Origin of the sequence: Rhizocola hellebori, assembly GCF_016862955.1 — a bacterium.
In the GTDB taxonomy this organism is placed as follows: domain Bacteria; phylum Actinomycetota; class Actinomycetes; order Mycobacteriales; family Micromonosporaceae; genus Rhizocola; species Rhizocola hellebori.
The window spans coordinates 20,794-37,229 of the sequence record NZ_BONY01000088.1; the positions used below are offsets into that span (position 1 = coordinate 20,794).

Here is a 16,436-nt window from a genome sequence, read left to right on the forward strand (position 1 = left end):
GCAAACGGCCGAGTCGAACGGGCCTGCGTGCCCAATCTAAACCATAGATGAACTCTAGGTGTCTACCACAGATCAAGCGACCCGGAACTCCTTCGCCAGCTGCCGCAGCACGGGTTGCAGGCCGGCCGGGGCCAGGCCGAGATGGTAGAGGCTGAGCCGGGTCGCCCCGGCCTCGCGCAGCCGGCGCACATGGCCGGGCAGCGCGCCGAGGTCGGCGGGCGGCAGCACGCTGACATAGGCGTCGACGACTGCGCCCAGGGCGGCCGTTGCCTTCACCAGATCGGCGGTCTGTTCGGCGGTCGGCCAGCATGGGACCAGCACAGCGTCCACATCGGACACAGCGGCTGGAGTGAGGCCGGGCGACGGCCCGGTGGCCCAGGGATCGGGGTGGCCGTGCAGGGTGATCAGCGCGCCGGGCGCGGCCCGCCGCACCGCGGCCAGCACCGCCGCGCGCAGCTCGTCGGTTGCTTCCTGCCGAACCCCAAGCAGCACCGCCGCCACGTCGTCGGGGATCGCCGCGCCGGTCTGATTCACAGCCGCCACGTCGTCGGGGATCGCCCCGATCTGCTTTCCGGCCCCCCGTTCGGGGGGAACGCCAGGGGGAAACGCGACGCCGGGCTGCGCCGCCGCTCGCAGGGCGGCGACGGCCGCTGCGGGATCCAGACCCCTTGCCCGCCAACGGGTTTGGCAGGCGGAGCAGCAGCAGACCGAGAGAGCGCGCACGGCCAATGGAGGATAGGCGCCGTCGGTCTTCTCGTGGCAGCCGAGGTGGGTGGCGCCCATCTGGCCCACCGATTCCAGCGAGACCGAGGCGAGCGTCGGCAGGTCGTGTAGGGCTTCCGCGGCCAGCACGGCGCAGTGGTCGCGCACTTCCGGCTGAGCCGGGCATAGCGCGTAAGGGTAGCGCTCGCCGAAACAGTTGAGCACGGCCAGCTCGGGGAAGGCGAGGCCGAGCCGGCTGTTGTGGGCCAGCACGATCCAGGCGTTCACCGCGACCCCCGCCGCGGCAAGCGTTTCGGCCGCCTCGCGGCCCGGGTCTGGCTGGGCCATCCAGGACGGGCCAAGCGGTGCAAGCCGCCGCCCGGCCCAGGCCGAAGGGCGGACCGGGCGGTAAAGCGCGCCGTGGTGGGCATCGACGAACCGGCGCTGGGGATGCAGGGGAGTGGCGGCCCGGGTCGAGTGGTAGGACATGGCCAGGGTCACCGCATCGGCGCCGGACTCGCGCACGCGGTCGGCGAAACCGGGATCGCCGAGCACGTCCCACGGATAGGCGTGCACATTCACCATCGCGGGCGCCTGCGCTCATAGGTCGGGTCGAAGGTGCGCATGTAGCTGGTGTCGTCGCGTTCCGTGATGCCGCAGCGAAGGTAGTTCTCGTGCAAGCGGGCCAATGCATCAGGGTCCAAGTCAACCCCTAAACCCGGTTTGCCGGGTACCCGGACCGTACCGTCCACAATAGACAAAGGTTCGGTCAGCACGTCCACCCCGTACTGCCAAGGCGTGTGGGTGTCCGCCGCATAGGTCAGCTCGGGCAATGCCCCGCCGAGGTGGGTCATCGCCGCCAGGCTGATGCCCAGGTGGCTGTTGGAGTGCATCGACACCCCGACGCCCCAGGTGCGGCAGATCGCGGCCAGCTCGGCGCTGCGGCGCAGCCCGCCCCAGTAGTGGTGGTCGGCGAGCACGACGCCGACGCAGCCCGCGGCGAAGCCGGGGGCGAGGTCATCCGGGCTCACCACACACATGTTGGTCGCCAGCGGCATCGGCGCTTCCCGGGCCACCTGCGCCATTCCGTCTATGCCCGGGGTCGGGTCTTCTAGGTACTCCAGCAGACCCGCGGTCTGCTCGGCGATCTCCAGAGAGGTGGGCACCGACCAGGCCGCGTTGGGGTCCAGGCGCAACGGCAGGCCCGGGAACTCGGCGCGCAGCGCGCGGATCGCCTCGACCTCCTCGTGCGGTGGGAAGACCCCGCCCTTGAGCTTGATCGACCGGAAGCCGTAGCGGTCGACGAGGTGACGGGCCTGGGCGACGATGCCCGGTGGGTCAAGGGCCTCGCCGTATTCGTCGGGCGAGCCGTCGGCCGGATGTTTGGCCCACTTGTAGAACAGGTAGGCGGAGAAGGCGACCTCGTCGCGTACCTTGCCGCCTAACAGATCCACCACCGGTCTGCCGATCAGCTTCCCCTGAAGATCGAGGCAGGCCACCTCGAACGGGCTGAACACCCGCAGCACTGTCTTTTGTGGACTGGAACCGCCGGTCAGGCCGTGCCGGTCGGGCACATCTACCACCCCCAGCGCCTGCCGGACCCGGCTCAGCAAACCGTTGGTGTCGAACGGGTCCAGCCCGACCAGATGCGGGGCCGCCGTTTCGAGCAGCCGCAGGTGCGGTGCGTCGCCGTAGGTTTCGCCGATGCCGGTCAGGCCGTCGCCACAGCGCAGCTCGACGATGGTGCGCAGGGCCCACGGCTGATGTACGCCGGCCGAGTTGAGCAGCGGCGGATCGGGGAAGGCGATCGGGGTGAGGACGACCTCGCTGATGCGCATCAGCCCTCCAGAGCGGCCAGCGCCGCCCGGCCCCGCTCGATGATGGCCGCCAGCTCCCGCACATCCTCGGGCGCGGCGTCGAGCAGCGGTGGCCGGACCGGGCCCACGGCCAGCCCGGAAAGCTTGGCGCCGGCCTTCACCAGGGCCACCGCATAGCCGGGTACCTTGTCGCGCAACGCCACGAACGGAAGGTAGAACTCGGCCAGCAGGGTGCGGGTGACAGCCGTGTCGCGCGAACGCACCGCACGGTAGAAGGCGGTGGCGATATCGGGGGCGAAGCAGAGCACCGCGGAAGAATAGCTTTCCACGCCGATCGCCTCGTAGGCGTGCACCGACATTTCCGCGGTGGGCAGGCCGTTGAGGAAACCGAAACTCTCCGCGCGCGGGTGCCCGCTGGTGCGCACCGCGGTCACCAGACGCAACATGGCGTCCACGTCACCGCGGCCGTCCTTGATGCCGACCACGTTGGGCAGATCCAGCAGCGCCACCGCCGCCGCGGGGTCGAGCACGGCGTTCGCGCGCTGGTAAACGGTGATCGGCAGGCTGGTGGCCTCGGCCACGTAGCGCACGTGGTTCACCAGCCCGCGCGGCGTGGACGAGACGAGATAGGGCGGCAGCAGCAAAAGCCCGTTCGCGCCGCTGCGTTGCGCGATCGAGGCGAAGTCGCGGGCCGCCTGGGGGCCGCCACCGCAGCCGGCGACCACGGGCAGCCGCCCGTCCGCGACCCGCACGGCCGTGGTCACCACGTCCTCGTACTCCGCCGTTGACAGCGCGGTGAACTCACCGGTGCCGCAGGCGACGAACAGCGCCGTCGGCTGCGCCGCGATCTGTCTTTCGAGGTGCTCGACGAAAACCGTCAGATCCACCTTGTCGTCTTCGGTGAACGGGGTGAGCGGAAATGAGAGCAGGCCGTGCAGGCGCATGATGATCTTCCTTGCTCGGTGGGGGTTGGTCAGCCTTTGATGGCGCCGGAGGTGAGGCCGCGCATGAATTGCCGTTGCATCGCAATGAAAGCCAGCACGCTGGGCAGCATCGCCAGCAGTGAGGCGGCCAGCAGCACACCGATGCCCACCTCTTCGTCGGAGCGCAGCGTGCGCAGCGCCAGCGGGAGGGTGAACTGCTGGGAGTCGGTGGCGACCAGCAGCGGTAACAGGTACTGGTCCCAGATCATGGTGAAGCCGAAGATGCCGATCACCCCGAGCGCCGGCTTGCACAGCGGAAGCACCACCGACCAGAAGATGCGAAAGTCGCCCGCGCCATCGAGGCGTGCCGCCTCTTCCAGCTCCAGCGGAATCTCCTTCATGAACTCGGCCATGACCAGAATGGAGAACGCCCACGCCCCCACCGGGACGATCATCCCGAAGAGGCTGCCGACAAGATTGAGGTCGGAAAGGACCAGCGACAGCGGGATGGCGAGCACCTCCTCGGGCAGCATCATCGTGCTCAGGATGAGCAGGAACACCAGCCGCAGCCCCGGAAACTTCTTGCGCGCCAACGCATACGCGGCAGAAACGCTCACCGCGATCTGCAGCAGCAGCCCGCCGCCGACCACGAGGAACGAATTCATCAGGTAGAGCAGCACGTCGCGCTTGAAAGCGGCGCGAAAGTTGTCCAGGGTCAGCTCGGTGGGGATGAGGGTGAGCGAGGTCGGATCGGTCACCCGGCTGAACGAGCTGACCAGCAGCGCCAACAACGGCCCAGCAAACACAAACACCAGCGCCGCATAAAGCACAAACCGCCCCACCTTCGCCAACGGCGAGCCCAGCGTTCCCAAGCCCAGCGCAGTATCCAGCGCCTCGGCGCGCCCGCGCGTCTTGCGCGGCCCGGTCATCGGGTCGCCTGCCGGGTCGCGGGACGGCCTGCCGTGCCCGGCGGCAGGTTGCGTTGTCTTGCGGTCAGTGCGGTCATCGGGTCACCTGCCGATTTGCGCGGGCGCGGATGCCTTGCACGACAAGGGTTAGCAGCACCGTGGCCAGGAGCAGGATCATCGAGCCCGCCGCGGCCACGCCCAGCTCGCCGCGTTCCAGGCCGAGCTTGTAGATCAGGGTCATCAGCACCTCGGTGGAGCCGTTGGGGCCGCCGTTGGTCAGCAGGAAGATCTCGGTGAAGACCCGCAGACCCCGGATGGCCGCGAGGGTGAACAGGATCGCGAAGACCGGCCGCAGCGCGGGCAGGGTGACATGCCAGATGCGGCGCAGCACCCCGGCGCCGTCGGCCGCTGACGCCTCATAGAGGGTGCGGTCGACGCCGGCCAGCCCGGCAATGAAGATCATCATGTCGTACGGTGCGCCGCGCCAGATGCCGACTCCCATCACTGACAGGAGCGAGGAGTCCTGGCCGTTGAGGAACTGCGAAGGTCCCGCGCCCAGCCAGCTGAGGATGGTGTTCATAGCGCCATCTCCGGCCGGGTAGTAGAGGATGCGCCACACCTCGGCGACCACAGCCATCGCCGCGACCGTCGGCAGGAAGACGGCCGTGCGCACGATCCATAGGTTGCGGGTGCTTCCCTCCAGTACCAAGGCAAGCAGCAAGCCGATAATGATCGACCCGCCGGTCTGGCCCAGCGCCAGCACCACCGTGTGACCGATCGCTGCCAGGAAGTCCTCGTCGGTGGCGACCTGCTGGTAGTTGGCCCAGCCCACCCAGCGGTCGCCGAGGTAGGGCCGCACCTCGTGGAAGCTCATCTGCATCGCGCGCCACATCGGCGTGAACTTGAACAGTCCAAACAGGACCAGCGCCGGGGCGAGGAAAAGCCATGGGGTGGTCCAGTTGGGCAGGCTGCGCCGCCAGCGCGCCCGCCGGTTGCCCGGGGCGGCAGGGATGACCGGCGGCGCGGAAAGCGGCCGCCGGCCGGGGCGCGCGGCCGTGGCCGGCGCCCCAGAACCGGTGGCCCGCATCAGGAGCCCGCGCCTTGCTTCTTGAGCTCGGCGGTGAACTTCTCGGCCAGCTTGGCCATCTCCGCCTTCGGGTTGGAAGCGCAGTCGGACACGATCGCGTTGAGGGTTTCGGCTGAGGCCTGGCGGAACGGCGTCCACTCGGGCACCACCGGGCTGTACTTGCCGACCTCCTTGTAGACCTTGTCAAAGACCACCCAGCGGGTGTCCTGGCGCACCTTGGTCAGATCGACGTTCTTGTTGACCGGCAGGCGAACCACGTTGCCATCGGTGTCGCCGGCCATGCCGATGGTCTGCCCGTCGACGCTGATCAGGAACTCGGCGAACTTCTTCTGCCCGGCCGGGTTCGCAGAACCCGCCATCAGGTAGACGTTCTCGCCCTCGGCCAGCGACGAGGACTTGCCACCCGGGCCGGCCGGGAGCGCGAGCACCTCGTACTTGTCCTTGCCGAGGTTCTTGTCGAAACGGGCCATGTTGTAGGGGCCGGTGAAGTAGATGCCGCCCTTGCCGGTCTCGAACAGCGGATGCGCCTGGGTGGTTTCCGAGGTCACCGCGCCGGGCACCACGCTCTTGTCGGCGCAGAACTGGTCCTTGAGCCATTGCGCGGCGGTCACCGAGGCGTCAGAACCGATGGCGGGGCTCAGCTTGCCGGTGTTGCCGGAGAAGTAGTCGCCGCCGGCGGCCCACAGGAAGCTGGAGAAGTACCAGTCCAGGTAGCCGCGCTTGGTCGAGCCGGGGATGACGTAGCCGTAGGTGTCGGCCTTGCCGTTGCCGTCGGGATCCTTGGTGGTGAACGAGGTGGCGAGCGCGTCCAGCTCGTCCCAGGTCTTCGGCTGGGCGATGCCCAGCTTCTCGCGCCAGTCCTTGCGGATGAACAGGGCGAAGGACTGCGCCGAGAACGGGACCGCATAGTACTTGCCGTCGGAGCCGCGGGCGGCGTCCCAGGCGGCGGGGGTCAGCTGGTCGCCACCGGCGATGTCGCCCTTGGCCACGTCGCGCACGATGCCCTGCTTGACGAGGGTGCCCAGCTGGGCGGTGTCGTTGACGACGATGTCGGGTAGCTTCTTCTGCGCCGCGGCCTGCTGCAGCTTGGTTTCGAAGTCGTCGAACAGCGCGGTCACGTTGGCCTTGATGCCGGTCGCCTCGGTGAATTTGGCCGCCAGCGCGATGTGGGTCTTCTCGGTGTTGGAACCGGGGGGCTTGCGGACCCAGATCTCGATCGGGGCGGTGGGGTTGCCGGCGGGTGCGGGTTCAGGATCATTTCCACAGGCGGAAACGCTTGCGGCGGCAAGGGTTATCGCCAGCGCAGCTACGAGCTTGGTCGCGGATCGACTGAGCATCGGTTGCTGCCTCCTGTCTACGTATGTGGACGAGTTCTTGGAATGTGTCAGGGGTGCATCGACAAGTTAGCGTCCGCTATCATGACCGTCAACACCCCGGAAACATTTCTCGTGGACGGTGACCTGATGTCCTCTACGCAGTCGGAAATAGCGCTGGTCAAATCCGCCGAGCGGACAGTGCGGATCCTGGAAACCCTTGCCGCGTCACCGAATCGGCTCACGCTCTCGGAATTGCAGGAGCGCATGGGGTACCCGCGAAGCAGCCTGCATGCCCTGGTGCGCACCCTGCGCGAGCTGAAGTGGGTGGAATCCGACGAAAGCGGGCTGGCCTTCGGCGTCGGGCCGCACGCGCTGCTGTCCGGCACCGCCTACCTCGACCGCGACGCCGCCCTGCCGCACGCCCACGAGACGCTTGAGGATCTGCGCGCCGAAATCGGTTACACCGTGCACTTCGCGCGCCGCGACGACGCGCACGTGCTCTATCTGGCCAGCAGGGAATCCCGGGAAGCGGTGCACGTGGTCTCCCGGGTCGGCCGCCGCCTGCCCGCCCACCTGACCGCGTTGGGCCAGGCGCTGCTGGCCGACCTGACCACGGAAGAAGTCGACAAGATCCTGCCCGACCGGCTCGAGGCCTACACCGAGCACACCATCACCGAGCCCAGGCAGCTGCACATCGAGCTCGCCATCGCCCGTGACCGGGGCTGGGCGCTGGAACGCGAGCAAGGCACCGCAGGCGTCGCCTGCGTGGCCGCGCCCGTGCACTACCGGATTCCGGCCAGCGACGCGATCAGCTGCTCCATGCCAATGGCCAAGGCGAATCCGGATGAGATCGAGCGGGTCGCCAAGGCGGTCGTGCGCCACACCACGGCACTGGCCAGCACCCTGCGCCGCCACGGCATCCGCTGACGGCCGGTGCCGGTTAGTAAGAGTTGCCGAGGGGGACGTCGCACCACTGGCCGCCGACGCGGGTCAGCACCGGGTCGGTGTCGAAAGCGGGCTCGCCATGCGTGGCGATCAGCTCGGCGGCGAAGTCCTCGGCGTCGTCCTTAGGGAAGTAGCCAAGCGCCTCGCCCTCCTGCAGCGACCACCAGCGGCGCGTGTTGCGGCTGATTCCCCAGACCAGGCGGAAGCCGGGCGACGGCGCGCTCAAACAGGCTTCCACCAAACGGTTTCCGTCCGCGGGCGAGAGCCACAGGGCCAGCCCGCGCACGCCCGGCGGCTTCGGGAACCACAACCCGATGCGCAGGCAGATCACGTCCATGCCGAACCGGTCGTGATAGAGCTGCCCACACGCCTCCATGGCCACCTTGCTCCAGCCGTAGAGCGTGTCCGGGCGCCCGGGCAGGTCGGCCGCGAGCGGTTCGTCGCCACGGATGTGGAAGCCGGCCGCGTGGTTGGAGGAGGCGAGAACGACGCGGGTGACCCCGGCGGCGCGGGCGGCTTCGAAAAGCAGGTAGGTGCCGTACATGTTGGCCTCTAGCACGTCGCGCGCATCGGACTCGCGGCTCTGCCCGCCGAGGTGGACGATCGCGTCTACCCCCTGGACCGCGTCTGCCAGCACCGCCGGATCGGTCAGCGAGCCGATCACGGTCTCTTCGTCGCCGGCGTCGGCGAGGGCGGCGGGTTCGCGGATGTCGAGCAGGCGCAGAATGCGGCCGGGCCGGGCGATGCCGGAGCGAAGCAGGGTGGCTACTTTCCCCGCTCCGCCGGTTACCAAGATTCGCTGCATGGGGCTGAGCTTAGTCATGTGGACGGCTTGTAGCCAAGATGAAGTTTTCTGTCCACATATGTGTTTGCTAGGGCGTGACTGCGATGTTGGTCAGGCCCGTGACCGCGTTGCTGACGGTATTCGAGGCGTAGACCACGTTCAGGTTGCCCGGACACTTTGCTGTCGAGGTCACATTTATCGCGTACCGGCCCACGCCACCAAGGTTGGAAGCGTTACCGCGCCACACGTTCCCGCACCCGTTGAGGAAGGCCGGGGTGGTCGTGGGGTTGTGGGTCTCGTACCCGTTGGCGAACGTGCCGGGCGCGCTGAACGTGCCGGTGTTGTTCTCCAGCAGGTAGCCGATGCCCTTCGCGTCGATCCATGAGTCGGCCGAGTTCTGCCCGGAGATGCCGCGCCCGTCGAAGGTGTTGCCGCGGATGATCCCGTCGAAGGTGCCCTCCTTGATGTCGATCGACTCCGCCGCGACGTTCGGCCCGATCCGGTTGCCCTCCACCAGAACCCGGTCCGACCGGTCGACCCCGCCCGAGTTGCCGTGGCAGGCCCAGTTGGAGTTGGCGGATCCAATGTAGACACCCTCACCGAAGCCGGGCTGGACCAGCCCGGTGTCCTCGATGATCGAGTTGCGGATCACGCCGTCGGCCGAGGAACGCCGGAAGTGCACCCCCTCCTCGTCGACGTGGTGCACGTACACCCCGTCAACCGTGACATGGTGCGAGTTGTCCAGCACGATGCCCTTCTTCGAGTCGCGAACGGTGAACCCGGCCAGCCGCCAGTAGGGCGCGTTGAACAGCCACACGCCATAGCCGGAGTCCCAGCCCGCGGTGGGCGCCGGGCACGAGGGCGCGGTGCCGGAAGGGCCGTCGTTGACGAGCACCGCCGTGCGCGGCCCGGTCAACGTGATAGGCCGTGAAGCCGTTCCGGCCCGCTGGGTGAGGAACGACCCGTGGTATTCGCCCGCGGCCAGCCGGATGGTCTGGCCGGCAACGGCATTGGCGAGCGCGTTGGTCAGCTGCGCGGCGGTGGAGACGTCGACGACCGGGCCGGGTGTCCCCGTCGGTGTCGGTGTCGGTGTCGGCGTTGGCGATGGCGATGGGGTCGGCGACGCGGTGGGAGACGGCGGCGGCGTGCCACCGCCGGTACAGGGCAGGCCGTTGACCGTGCAATTGAAGGGAAGGCCGAGCCCCTTGGCGTTGAAGCCGAAATCTTCTGAGGCGCCGGGGGCGATGTCGCCGTTGAAGGAGGCGTTGACGAAGCGATAGTGCTGACCCGTCTGGGTTTTGGTCGCCGACCAGTGACTGGCGACGCTGGTGCCGACGGGAAGGTCGAACTCCACCGTCCACCCGGTCGACGCAGCGTCACCGACGTTGGTGATCACGACGTCAGCGCCGTAGCCGGTGCTCCAGGTCGAGGTCTGCACCACCTGGGCGCGCAGCGCCACGGCGGCGGCCAGCGCCGGCAACGCGGCCGCGGTCACGGCGGAGAGGATGACCGCCGAAACGGCTGCCACTACTGGTGTTTTGCGCATGGGATTCTCCTCACCGAACCGTCAGGTTGACTGGATTGCCTGTGCCGGAGGCGTTGAAGCCGAAGTCCTCCTCCTGGCCCGCCCGGATGTCACCGTTGAACGACACGTTGACGAAGGTGAAATGCTGCCCCGACTGGGTTTTCGTCGCCGACCAATGGCTGGCCACGGTGGTCCCGGCGGGAAGGTCGAACTGGACGTTCCAGGCCAGGGTGGTGGTGGCACAGTTGTTTTTGATGAAGACGTCCATGCCGTAGCCGGTGCTCCAGGTTGAGGTCTTCACCGTGCGCACGGTCAGGCACCCCGAGGGCGGCGGGCTGACGCTGGGGCTCGGGCTCGGGCTCGGACTGGGGCTGGGCGAGGCGCTCGGCGAAGCGGTGGGGGTGGGCGAGGGTAAGCCCGGGGTGAGGCCGCGCAGGAAAAGTGACTGCCCTGCATCGGTTCGGGTGGCGTCGATACCGTTGCCACCCGTATAGGTCAGCTGTTCGCGCCCGGACCAGTCGGGGATCGGGGTGCCCGCGACGGCCAGGTGCCGCCACGCCGTGCCGCTCCAGCCGAACTGGTAGATCCGTTGATGATCCGCATAGTAGGGGGTGTAGGCGGTGCCCGCGCTCACCTGCTTGGTCATGGTGTTGTTGAAGAACACGTTGCGTGGGCCGCTGGAACCGGACCACTTCACCGCCTTCTTGCCCGCCGCCCACCAGATCGGGAACCAGGTCGACGCGTCCGGGCCACCGCCGCCCTCCTCGCCACAATTGGCCGAGCAGCTGCCCGAGCGGTGCTCGTAGGGCACGGTCACCGTGTTGAGCTCGATGAGGTTGTTGCGTTCCCATCCCCCGTGCAGGTTCACATCGGAGTCGAAATCGTTGCCGATGGCCACGTTGCCGCTGGCCGACCATTGGAAGGTGAAGTGGCGCAGGTTGCGGGTGACGTTGCCGGCGTAGACCGAGTCCCACACCCGGGAGCCGCGGAAGTAACCGTTGCCGCCCTTGCCTTTGTTCCATGAGCCGTCCAGATAGTTGTCCACGATCTGCAGCCGGTAGGCCTCTTCGGTGACGATCGGGTGCGAGCCGGTCATCTCGGTGCGGATGCCGCGTACCCAGGAATTGGCAGCCCACTTGAAAACGATGCCGTGCATCTGGTCGGCCGGGGACATGTTGCCGTAGTTGTGCACCGCGTCGGCGGGGTTCAGGCCCGGCATCTCCTGGGTGAGGGTGAAGTTCTCGAAACCCACGCCCAGCACCGGATCGACGATGGGCGACGCCTTGGAGTCGTAGACAGCCCCGTCGATGGCCGCGGAACCGTCCGATGTGGACGTGACCGGAACGTCATACTCCAGCGGTTTGTCCAGGGTGATGGTGCGATTGGTGGTGTCCACCGCGGCGACTGTGAAAATCTGCTGCCGCATATGAATATTTTGGAGGGTACCGTCGGCAGGCTGGATGTCCTGCTGCGCATAGAAACTCAGCGAGTTCGCGGCGCGCACGTTGACCAGAGAGCCGGCCGTGAAGGCGGCCAGCGAGCCGCTGCTGGCCAGATACACGACGGTGTCGCCGGTGCGGGCCGCGAAGGCGGTGTCGCCCGGTTTGCCGCGCAGCTTCAACCCGGCTTTCCAATGCACGTTGACGGTGCCCTCGAACAGATCGCGCCGGTTGGCCGGGGCCGCCGCGTATTCGCTGGCGTAGCTGGAATGCACGCCGCGCGACTGCACCCGGAACAGGCCACGGCCCGGCCAGATCCAGCCGCCCTTGGCCGAACCCGAGGTCATGCCGTCTTCGTCCCAGTCGGAGCCGTCCGGGGTCAGCGCGTCATAGCGGGTGTTCGCATCCGGTCTGAACACTATGCGGGTACCGGAGACGCCGCTGCCCGCGCCCCGGATGATCAGATAGTCCGCGTCCACGCCAAGCTGCTGGGAGACTCGCAGAGTTCCAGCCGGCAGCGTGATCAGCGACAGTCTGGTGTAGCTCGCGCCGGCCGAGCAGTTCGTTCTGGCGTAGTCGATGGCGGCCTGCAACCCGGCCGAGTCGTCGGCGCTGTCGTTGGCGACCACCCCGAACTGGCTCGCTAGCTCGGCGGCCGTGATCTGGCAGGTGGCACTCGGGTTGATCTCGGCCGGGCCGGGCAGGGCGGCGCCGGCCCGGTAGCCGGCTTTGGACCAGTCGTAGAGCCCGGCGATCGGCGTGCGCCGGTTGGCCGAGGTCAGGTCCAATGAGGTCAGAGCGGCAGCCGGTCGGAGCGCGCGGCTGCCCGGATCGTGCACGGCGGCGAAGACACCGGCCATGAGCAGGGTCGCCGTCGTCGCGGCGAGCAGGCGGACGGATCGTTGAGACATCGATGCCTCCTGGGGGACGGAAAGGCTGTCGATCCGTCAGTTTGCTGACACCTTTCCATCAGGTCAATAGGCGTCTCCAAACTGACATCCCACCCACATATGTGGACACCTACCGGACTTGGTCAAAAGAAACATCGGGCGCCCCCTGGCCGGTGTGGCCGGGGGCGCCCGATGGCAACCCAGATATCAGTTTCCGGTGAGCTTGTCCTTCGTCTCGGTAAAGGAATCAGCTGCCTCCATGAGGCTCTCGCCGCCTTCGACCGCACTGCCGGCCGCCTCGAGTGTCGAGTCGACGTCGATGCCGGTGGCCTCGCTGACCTTGTCCTTCAGCTTGTCGAACAGGCCCATGGTGGATCCTCCAGTCTGGAAGGGGTGACGCGAGTCTGCGCGCCGAGTGGGCAGCCTAATAGTTCACCGCGAATATCCAAAGTTGCGCAGGAGGCGATGTTCTGGCGGCAATGCCCGCCCCGGTCAGTGCCCCTTACCTGGCCTTATCTCCAATGTGGAATGACGGTTACGATCTACGGATGCCGATCGAGTGGGTGCTGCTGTCGTACAGGCTCCCCCGTGAGCCGTCAACGCCGCGCATCGCCACTTGGCGCAAGCTCAAGCGCCTCGGCGTAGCGCAGCTCAACGACGGCCTGGTCGCCCTGCCCGATGACGCCCGCACCCGGGAAGCGCTGGAGTGGCTGGCCGTCGAGATCGCCGAAGCCGGTGGGACGGCCACGACCTGGCTGGCGCGACCCGGCATCGAGCAATATGGCCGCGACCTGGCCGCGGAGCTCGCGCAGGCGCGCGCGGCGGAGTACGCGGCCATCATCGAGGAGGCCCAAGCCGCCGCCGAGTTCGCCGGCGCCGCCCGCCGGGCTGCCAAGAAACGGCTGCAGGCCGAGTTGCATCGCATCGGCCGGCGCGACTACTTCCCGCCGCGAGAGCGGGCGGCGGCCCACGAGGCGGTGGCTGCGATAGTGGAGCCATGAAGTGGGCTACCCGTGCCAATATTCATATTGATCGTGCCGGTTGTGCGTGGCTGATCCGCCGTGAGATCGATCCGGTGGCGGAGTTCGTTTTCGTGCAGGACCCGTCGCAGGTTCCGGCCGATGCCACCGGCTTCGACATGACCGGCGTCGACCTGAGCCATCACGGGCGGGACTGCTCGTTCGAGACCATCCTGCGCCGCTATGACCTCACCGATCCGGTGCTGTGGCGCATCGCCGAGATCGTGCACGAAGCCGATCTCGACGATGAGCGGTATCACGCGCCGGAGGCGGCCGGTTTGGACGTGGTGCTGCGAGGCCTGTCCATGATCAGCGATGATGAGCGGATGCTGGCTCTGACCGGCCCCATTTTCGACGGCCTCTACGAGTTCTTCCGCCGCGAGCGGCAACTGGGACGCGAACCCGCCTAGCCCGCTGTCCGATGTGGACTGTCTAGGTGGGCCAGACGACGATGGGGTTGGCGTAGAACCACAGATCGCGCCACGGGTCGGCATTGCCGAGCGCGTCCATGGCGCGCAGCTCGCCAGGGGAGTCGTCGTCCCAGATCGCTTGATTCGCCGTTGGCTTCCCCATGATCGTGATGGTGCGGGTGGTCATGCCCCATGACGGTTCTCCGTTCGCGGAAGATGGCTTGGGGTCTTGTGCTCACCTCAGCCAAGCCGGGCGAACACTCGATGGCTCTCTCTACGCACAAGCGAACTCGGCGCACCACTTGACAGCGATGAGCGTGAGTGGTTCTGTGAACGTTCACAGCCGTCTGTGAACGTTCACAGCCCTGAGGAGGGCACTATGCTCCGCACCAGGATTCGCCTCACCGTGGCCGCCCTGACAGCCTTAGCCACGGTCGCCGTGCCCGGATCCACCCTCGCCAGCCCGGGTGGTGGTGCCGAGCTGGTCAACCCCGGCTTTGAGACCGGAGGCGCCGTCGCGGCTCCGGTCGGCTGGGCGGAGCATGGTGAGCAGGCGGCCAGCTTCACCGAGCCGGGCGGGCATTCGGGGGCGCTACGGCTCACGCACTACTCGGCGCAGGCCTACCAGGTGGTCACCTCGCAACGGCTGCAAGGGTTGCGCCGGGGGACCTACACGTTGCGGGCATGGGTTCGCTCCAGCGGAAACCAAAACTCGGTTCACCTCGCGCTGACCGGCTGTGGTGGCTCGCCGGCGCAGGTGGCGGTGCCACGTACCGGTCCGGAATGGTGGGTGCAGATCGTCCTGAGCACCCGGGTCGAGGGCGGCAGATGCACGATCGCGGTAAGCTCCGACGCCGCGGCCGGCGACTGGCTCAACGTCGACGACCTGGAGTTCACGCCGTCTTCCCGCCCAGTGGGCGATGTGGACATTCAAGGCGCCGACGTCTCGCAGCTGGCCAAGAACGAGACCTACGGCGCGGTCTACCGCGACGCCCGCGGACGCCCACGTGACGCGCTGCAGATCCTCAAAGCCAACGGCGTCAACTACTTGCGGCTCAAGGTGTGGGTAGACTCGGCCGACGACTTCCACGAGCTGGACGACATCCTGACCATGGCCCGGCGGGCCAAAGCCCAGGGCATGAAACTGCTGGTCGACTTCCACTACTCCGACGCCTGGGCCGACCCGGGCAAGCAGAACAAGCCGGCCTCCTGGGCGAGCCTGCCCTTCGAGGAGCTCAAGCAAGCGCTCTACGATCACACCTACCAGGTGCTCGCCGCGCTGCGCGCCCAGCACACCCCGGCCGACATGGCACAGCTGGGCAACGAGATCAACGGTGGAATGCTGTGGCCCGACGGGCGCTGGGACAACTGGGACGGGCTGGCTGCTCTGCTCACCGCGGGCGGCGCGGCGGTGCGAGCGGCCTCGCCGGGGACCAAGGTGGTGCTGCACCTGGCCGAGGGCGGCAACAACGGCGGTCACGTGTGGTGGTTCGACAACGCCATCGCCCGCGGGGTCACCTTCGACATCATCGCGGTGTCGCAATACGTCTACTGGCACGGCCCGCTGGGCTACCTCCAGGCGAACCTCTTCGATCTGGTGAACCGCTACGGCAAGGACGTCATGGTGGTCGAAACCGCATACGGCTTCACCACAGCCGAAAACGACCACGAGACCAACATCTTCAACCCGGCGCTGGCCGAAGCAGCCGGCTATCCGGCCACCCCGGAGGGCCAAACCCAAGCGCTGCGCGACATGTTCAACGTCGTAGCAGCGGTGCCCAACGGGCACGGGCTCGGGGTCTTCTACTGGGAACCCACCTGGACGGCGGTCGCCGGCGGCGGATGGGACCCGGCCGACCCAGCTTCCGGCGACGGCTGGGAGAACCAGGCCCTGTTCGACTACTCAGGCCGCGCCCTCCCCGCCCTCCGCGTCTTCGCCGACTTCTAGTCCAGGAAGCGCCACAGTCGGATCGACGAACGTCAGGCCACATCCTTACGCGCTACGCTCGACACGCAGACACGTTCCATTGGGATCGTGGCTTGCACAAGCTTGGCGACAAAGCACGAGCTTGCCACGCAACAGCGCACCCGCGAGGCGCGCAGGTGCGAGCTGCGGAAATGCGGGCGGAAGGTGTTGCGGTGGTTGGGATTTTGGATTTGGGTCAGTGTCTTCGGTGGAAGGTGTTGCGGCGGGGGGTTTGCAGTGGATCAAGCCAGGCTGGTGGGAGGAATTCGGGTAGGCCGTCGGCGGCGATCCGGACAAGCCATTCGCCTTGATGGATGACTCGGTGGTGGTGGCCGCAGAGGAGCACGCCGTTGTCCAGATCGGTGCGCCCGCCCAGGATCCAGTGCAGGATGTGATGTCCTTCCGTCCACTTGGGAGGACGATCACAGCCGGGGAAGGCGCATCCTCCGTCGCGTAGCACCAGGGCGCGGCGGGCGGCGCCGGTGAACAGGCGCCTTTCGCGGCCTAGGTCGAGGACCTGGCCGGTGGTGCCCAGCACGGCGGGGATGATCCCGGCGTTGCAGGCCATGCGGCGCAGGGTTTCGGGGGTGAGGCTTTCCCCGTTGTCGAGCATGCCTCGCCCGATGCGGTCGAGGAGCTCGTCGTGGCGGATGGTCACCATGACCTTGCTGGCGTCGCCGCCGCTGTCGGGCAGCTCGTCGGTGG

At 67.6% G+C, this 16,436-nt stretch carries 16 protein-coding genes; 4 read left to right on the forward strand and 12 right to left on the reverse strand.

Annotation, left to right across the window (positions count from 1 at the left end):
- Nucleotides 1–72: 72 nt before the first annotated feature.
- The 6 genes from Rhe02_RS41235 to Rhe02_RS41260 all read right to left on the reverse strand — a co-directional run bounded on the left by Rhe02_RS41235 (nucleotide 73) and on the right by Rhe02_RS41260 (nucleotide 6,774).
- A complete protein-coding gene (locus Rhe02_RS41235; protein WP_203913954.1) occupies nucleotides 73–1,287 on the reverse strand; it encodes a hypothetical protein in 1,215 nt (404 codons plus the stop codon).
- Nucleotides 1,281–2,540: a glucarate dehydratase family protein gene (locus Rhe02_RS41240; RefSeq protein ID WP_203913955.1), complete on the reverse strand. Its 1,260-nt coding sequence runs from the start codon at nucleotides 2,538–2,540 to the stop codon at nucleotides 1,281–1,283. Before Rhe02_RS41240 ends, Rhe02_RS41235 begins: the two co-directional genes overlap by 7 nt.
- Complete coding sequence (locus Rhe02_RS41245; protein WP_203913956.1) at nucleotides 2,540–3,463, reverse strand: 5-dehydro-4-deoxyglucarate dehydratase; 924 nt, start codon at nucleotides 3,461–3,463, stop codon at nucleotides 2,540–2,542. Before Rhe02_RS41245 ends, Rhe02_RS41240 begins: the two co-directional genes overlap by 1 nt.
- 29 nt (nucleotides 3,464–3,492) lie before the next feature.
- Complete coding sequence (locus Rhe02_RS41250) at nucleotides 3,493–4,371, reverse strand: carbohydrate ABC transporter permease (RefSeq protein WP_203913957.1); 879 nt, start codon at nucleotides 4,369–4,371, stop codon at nucleotides 3,493–3,495.
- A 73-nt stretch (nucleotides 4,372–4,444) separates the two neighbouring features.
- Nucleotides 4,445–5,437: a carbohydrate ABC transporter permease gene (locus Rhe02_RS41255; protein WP_239124381.1), complete on the reverse strand. Its 993-nt coding sequence runs from the start codon at nucleotides 5,435–5,437 to the stop codon at nucleotides 4,445–4,447.
- Complete coding sequence (locus Rhe02_RS41260) at nucleotides 5,437–6,774, reverse strand: sugar ABC transporter substrate-binding protein (protein ID WP_203913958.1); 1,338 nt, start codon at nucleotides 6,772–6,774, stop codon at nucleotides 5,437–5,439. Before Rhe02_RS41260 ends, Rhe02_RS41255 begins: the two co-directional genes overlap by 1 nt.
- A gap of 81 nt (nucleotides 6,775–6,855) precedes the next feature.
- Here Rhe02_RS41260 and Rhe02_RS41265 point away from each other — a divergent pair, with 81 nt between their 5' ends.
- Nucleotides 6,856–7,680: an IclR family transcriptional regulator gene (locus Rhe02_RS41265; protein WP_203913959.1), complete on the forward strand. Its 825-nt coding sequence runs from the start codon at nucleotides 6,856–6,858 to the stop codon at nucleotides 7,678–7,680.
- Between the two features lie 13 nt (nucleotides 7,681–7,693).
- Here Rhe02_RS41265 and Rhe02_RS41270 read toward each other — a convergent pair whose 3' ends face one another.
- From Rhe02_RS41270 to Rhe02_RS41285, 4 genes are all read right to left on the reverse strand, one after another.
- Entirely contained in the window at nucleotides 7,694–8,503 is an 810-nt protein-coding gene (locus Rhe02_RS41270; protein WP_203913960.1) for an NAD-dependent epimerase/dehydratase family protein, read from the reverse strand.
- Nucleotides 8,504–8,570: 67 nt separating this feature from the next.
- Complete coding sequence (locus Rhe02_RS41275; RefSeq protein ID WP_203913961.1) at nucleotides 8,571–10,028, reverse strand: cellulose binding domain-containing protein; 1,458 nt, start codon at nucleotides 10,026–10,028, stop codon at nucleotides 8,571–8,573.
- A 10-nt stretch (nucleotides 10,029–10,038) separates the two neighbouring features.
- Nucleotides 10,039–12,357, reverse strand: a complete 2,319-nt coding sequence (locus Rhe02_RS41280; protein WP_239124382.1) for a cellulose binding domain-containing protein — start codon at nucleotides 12,355–12,357, stop codon at nucleotides 10,039–10,041.
- Nucleotides 12,358–12,543: 186 nt separating this feature from the next.
- Nucleotides 12,544–12,705, reverse strand: a complete 162-nt coding sequence (locus tag Rhe02_RS41285) for a hypothetical protein (RefSeq protein ID WP_203913962.1) — start codon at nucleotides 12,703–12,705, stop codon at nucleotides 12,544–12,546.
- Between the two features lie 179 nt (nucleotides 12,706–12,884).
- Between Rhe02_RS41285 and Rhe02_RS41290 the strand changes: the two genes are divergently transcribed.
- The gene (locus Rhe02_RS41290) at nucleotides 12,885–13,337 is read left to right on the forward strand and encodes a Chromate resistance protein ChrB (protein WP_203913963.1); all 453 of its coding nucleotides are present in this window, start codon (nucleotides 12,885–12,887) and stop codon (nucleotides 13,335–13,337) included.
- Nucleotides 13,334–13,765 (forward strand): chromate resistance protein ChrB domain-containing protein, encoded by a 432-nt coding sequence (locus Rhe02_RS41295; protein ID WP_203913964.1) that lies wholly within the window; start codon nucleotides 13,334–13,336, stop codon nucleotides 13,763–13,765. The genes Rhe02_RS41290 and Rhe02_RS41295 overlap by 4 nt, the downstream gene beginning before the upstream one ends.
- A gap of 22 nt (nucleotides 13,766–13,787) precedes the next feature.
- Here Rhe02_RS41295 and Rhe02_RS41300 read toward each other — a convergent pair whose 3' ends face one another.
- Nucleotides 13,788–13,928 carry a hypothetical protein gene (locus tag Rhe02_RS41300; RefSeq protein WP_203913965.1) on the reverse strand — a complete coding sequence of 47 codons (141 nt, stop codon included), beginning with the start codon at nucleotides 13,926–13,928 and terminating at the stop codon, nucleotides 13,788–13,790.
- 216 nt (nucleotides 13,929–14,144) lie between these two features.
- On the opposite strand from Rhe02_RS41300, the gene Rhe02_RS41305 reads away from it, so the two are divergent.
- On the forward strand, nucleotides 14,145–15,713 hold the full coding sequence (locus tag Rhe02_RS41305; RefSeq protein WP_203913966.1) for a glycoside hydrolase family 53 protein: 1,569 nt from the start codon (nucleotides 14,145–14,147) through the stop codon (nucleotides 15,711–15,713).
- Nucleotides 15,714–15,927: 214 nt separating this feature from the next.
- Here Rhe02_RS41305 and Rhe02_RS41310 read toward each other — a convergent pair.
- The coding region (locus tag Rhe02_RS41310; protein WP_203913967.1) for an HNH endonuclease signature motif containing protein at nucleotides 15,928–16,436 on the reverse strand (509 nt) is incomplete at its 5' end.

What these genes read in the sequence shown, in the direction of transcription:
- Rhe02_RS41235 (WP_203913954.1), bottom strand. Translation starts at nt 1,287, where the DNA reads ATGGTGAATGTGCACGCCTATCCGTGGGACGTGCTCGGCGATCCCGGT.
- Rhe02_RS41240 (WP_203913955.1), bottom strand. Translation starts at nt 2,540, where the DNA reads ATGCGCATCAGCGAGGTCGTCCTCACCCCGATCGCCTTCCCCGATCCG.
- Rhe02_RS41245 (WP_203913956.1), bottom strand. Translation starts at nt 3,463, where the DNA reads ATGCGCCTGCACGGCCTGCTCTCATTTCCGCTCACCCCGTTCACCGAA.
- Rhe02_RS41250 (WP_203913957.1), bottom strand. Translation starts at nt 4,371, where the DNA reads ATGACCGGGCCGCGCAAGACGCGCGGGCGCGCCGAGGCGCTGGATACT.
- Rhe02_RS41255 (WP_239124381.1), bottom strand. Translation starts at nt 5,437, where the DNA reads ATGCGGGCCACCGGTTCTGGGGCGCCGGCCACGGCCGCGCGCCCCGGC.
- Rhe02_RS41260 (WP_203913958.1), bottom strand. Translation starts at nt 6,774, where the DNA reads ATGCTCAGTCGATCCGCGACCAAGCTCGTAGCTGCGCTGGCGATAACC.
- Rhe02_RS41265 (WP_203913959.1), top strand. Translation starts at nt 6,856, where the DNA reads ATGACCGTCAACACCCCGGAAACATTTCTCGTGGACGGTGACCTGATG.
- Rhe02_RS41270 (WP_203913960.1), bottom strand. Translation starts at nt 8,503, where the DNA reads ATGCAGCGAATCTTGGTAACCGGCGGAGCGGGGAAAGTAGCCACCCTG.
- Rhe02_RS41275 (WP_203913961.1), bottom strand. Translation starts at nt 10,028, where the DNA reads ATGCGCAAAACACCAGTAGTGGCAGCCGTTTCGGCGGTCATCCTCTCC.
- Rhe02_RS41280 (WP_239124382.1), bottom strand. Translation starts at nt 12,357, where the DNA reads ATGTCTCAACGATCCGTCCGCCTGCTCGCCGCGACGACGGCGACCCTG.
- Rhe02_RS41285 (WP_203913962.1), bottom strand. Translation starts at nt 12,705, where the DNA reads ATGGGCCTGTTCGACAAGCTGAAGGACAAGGTCAGCGAGGCCACCGGC.
- Rhe02_RS41290 (WP_203913963.1), top strand. Translation starts at nt 12,885, where the DNA reads ATGCCGATCGAGTGGGTGCTGCTGTCGTACAGGCTCCCCCGTGAGCCG.
- Rhe02_RS41295 (WP_203913964.1), top strand. Translation starts at nt 13,334, where the DNA reads ATGAAGTGGGCTACCCGTGCCAATATTCATATTGATCGTGCCGGTTGT.
- Rhe02_RS41300 (WP_203913965.1), bottom strand. Translation starts at nt 13,928, where the DNA reads ATGGGGAAGCCAACGGCGAATCAAGCGATCTGGGACGACGACTCCCCT.
- Rhe02_RS41305 (WP_203913966.1), top strand. Translation starts at nt 14,145, where the DNA reads ATGCTCCGCACCAGGATTCGCCTCACCGTGGCCGCCCTGACAGCCTTA.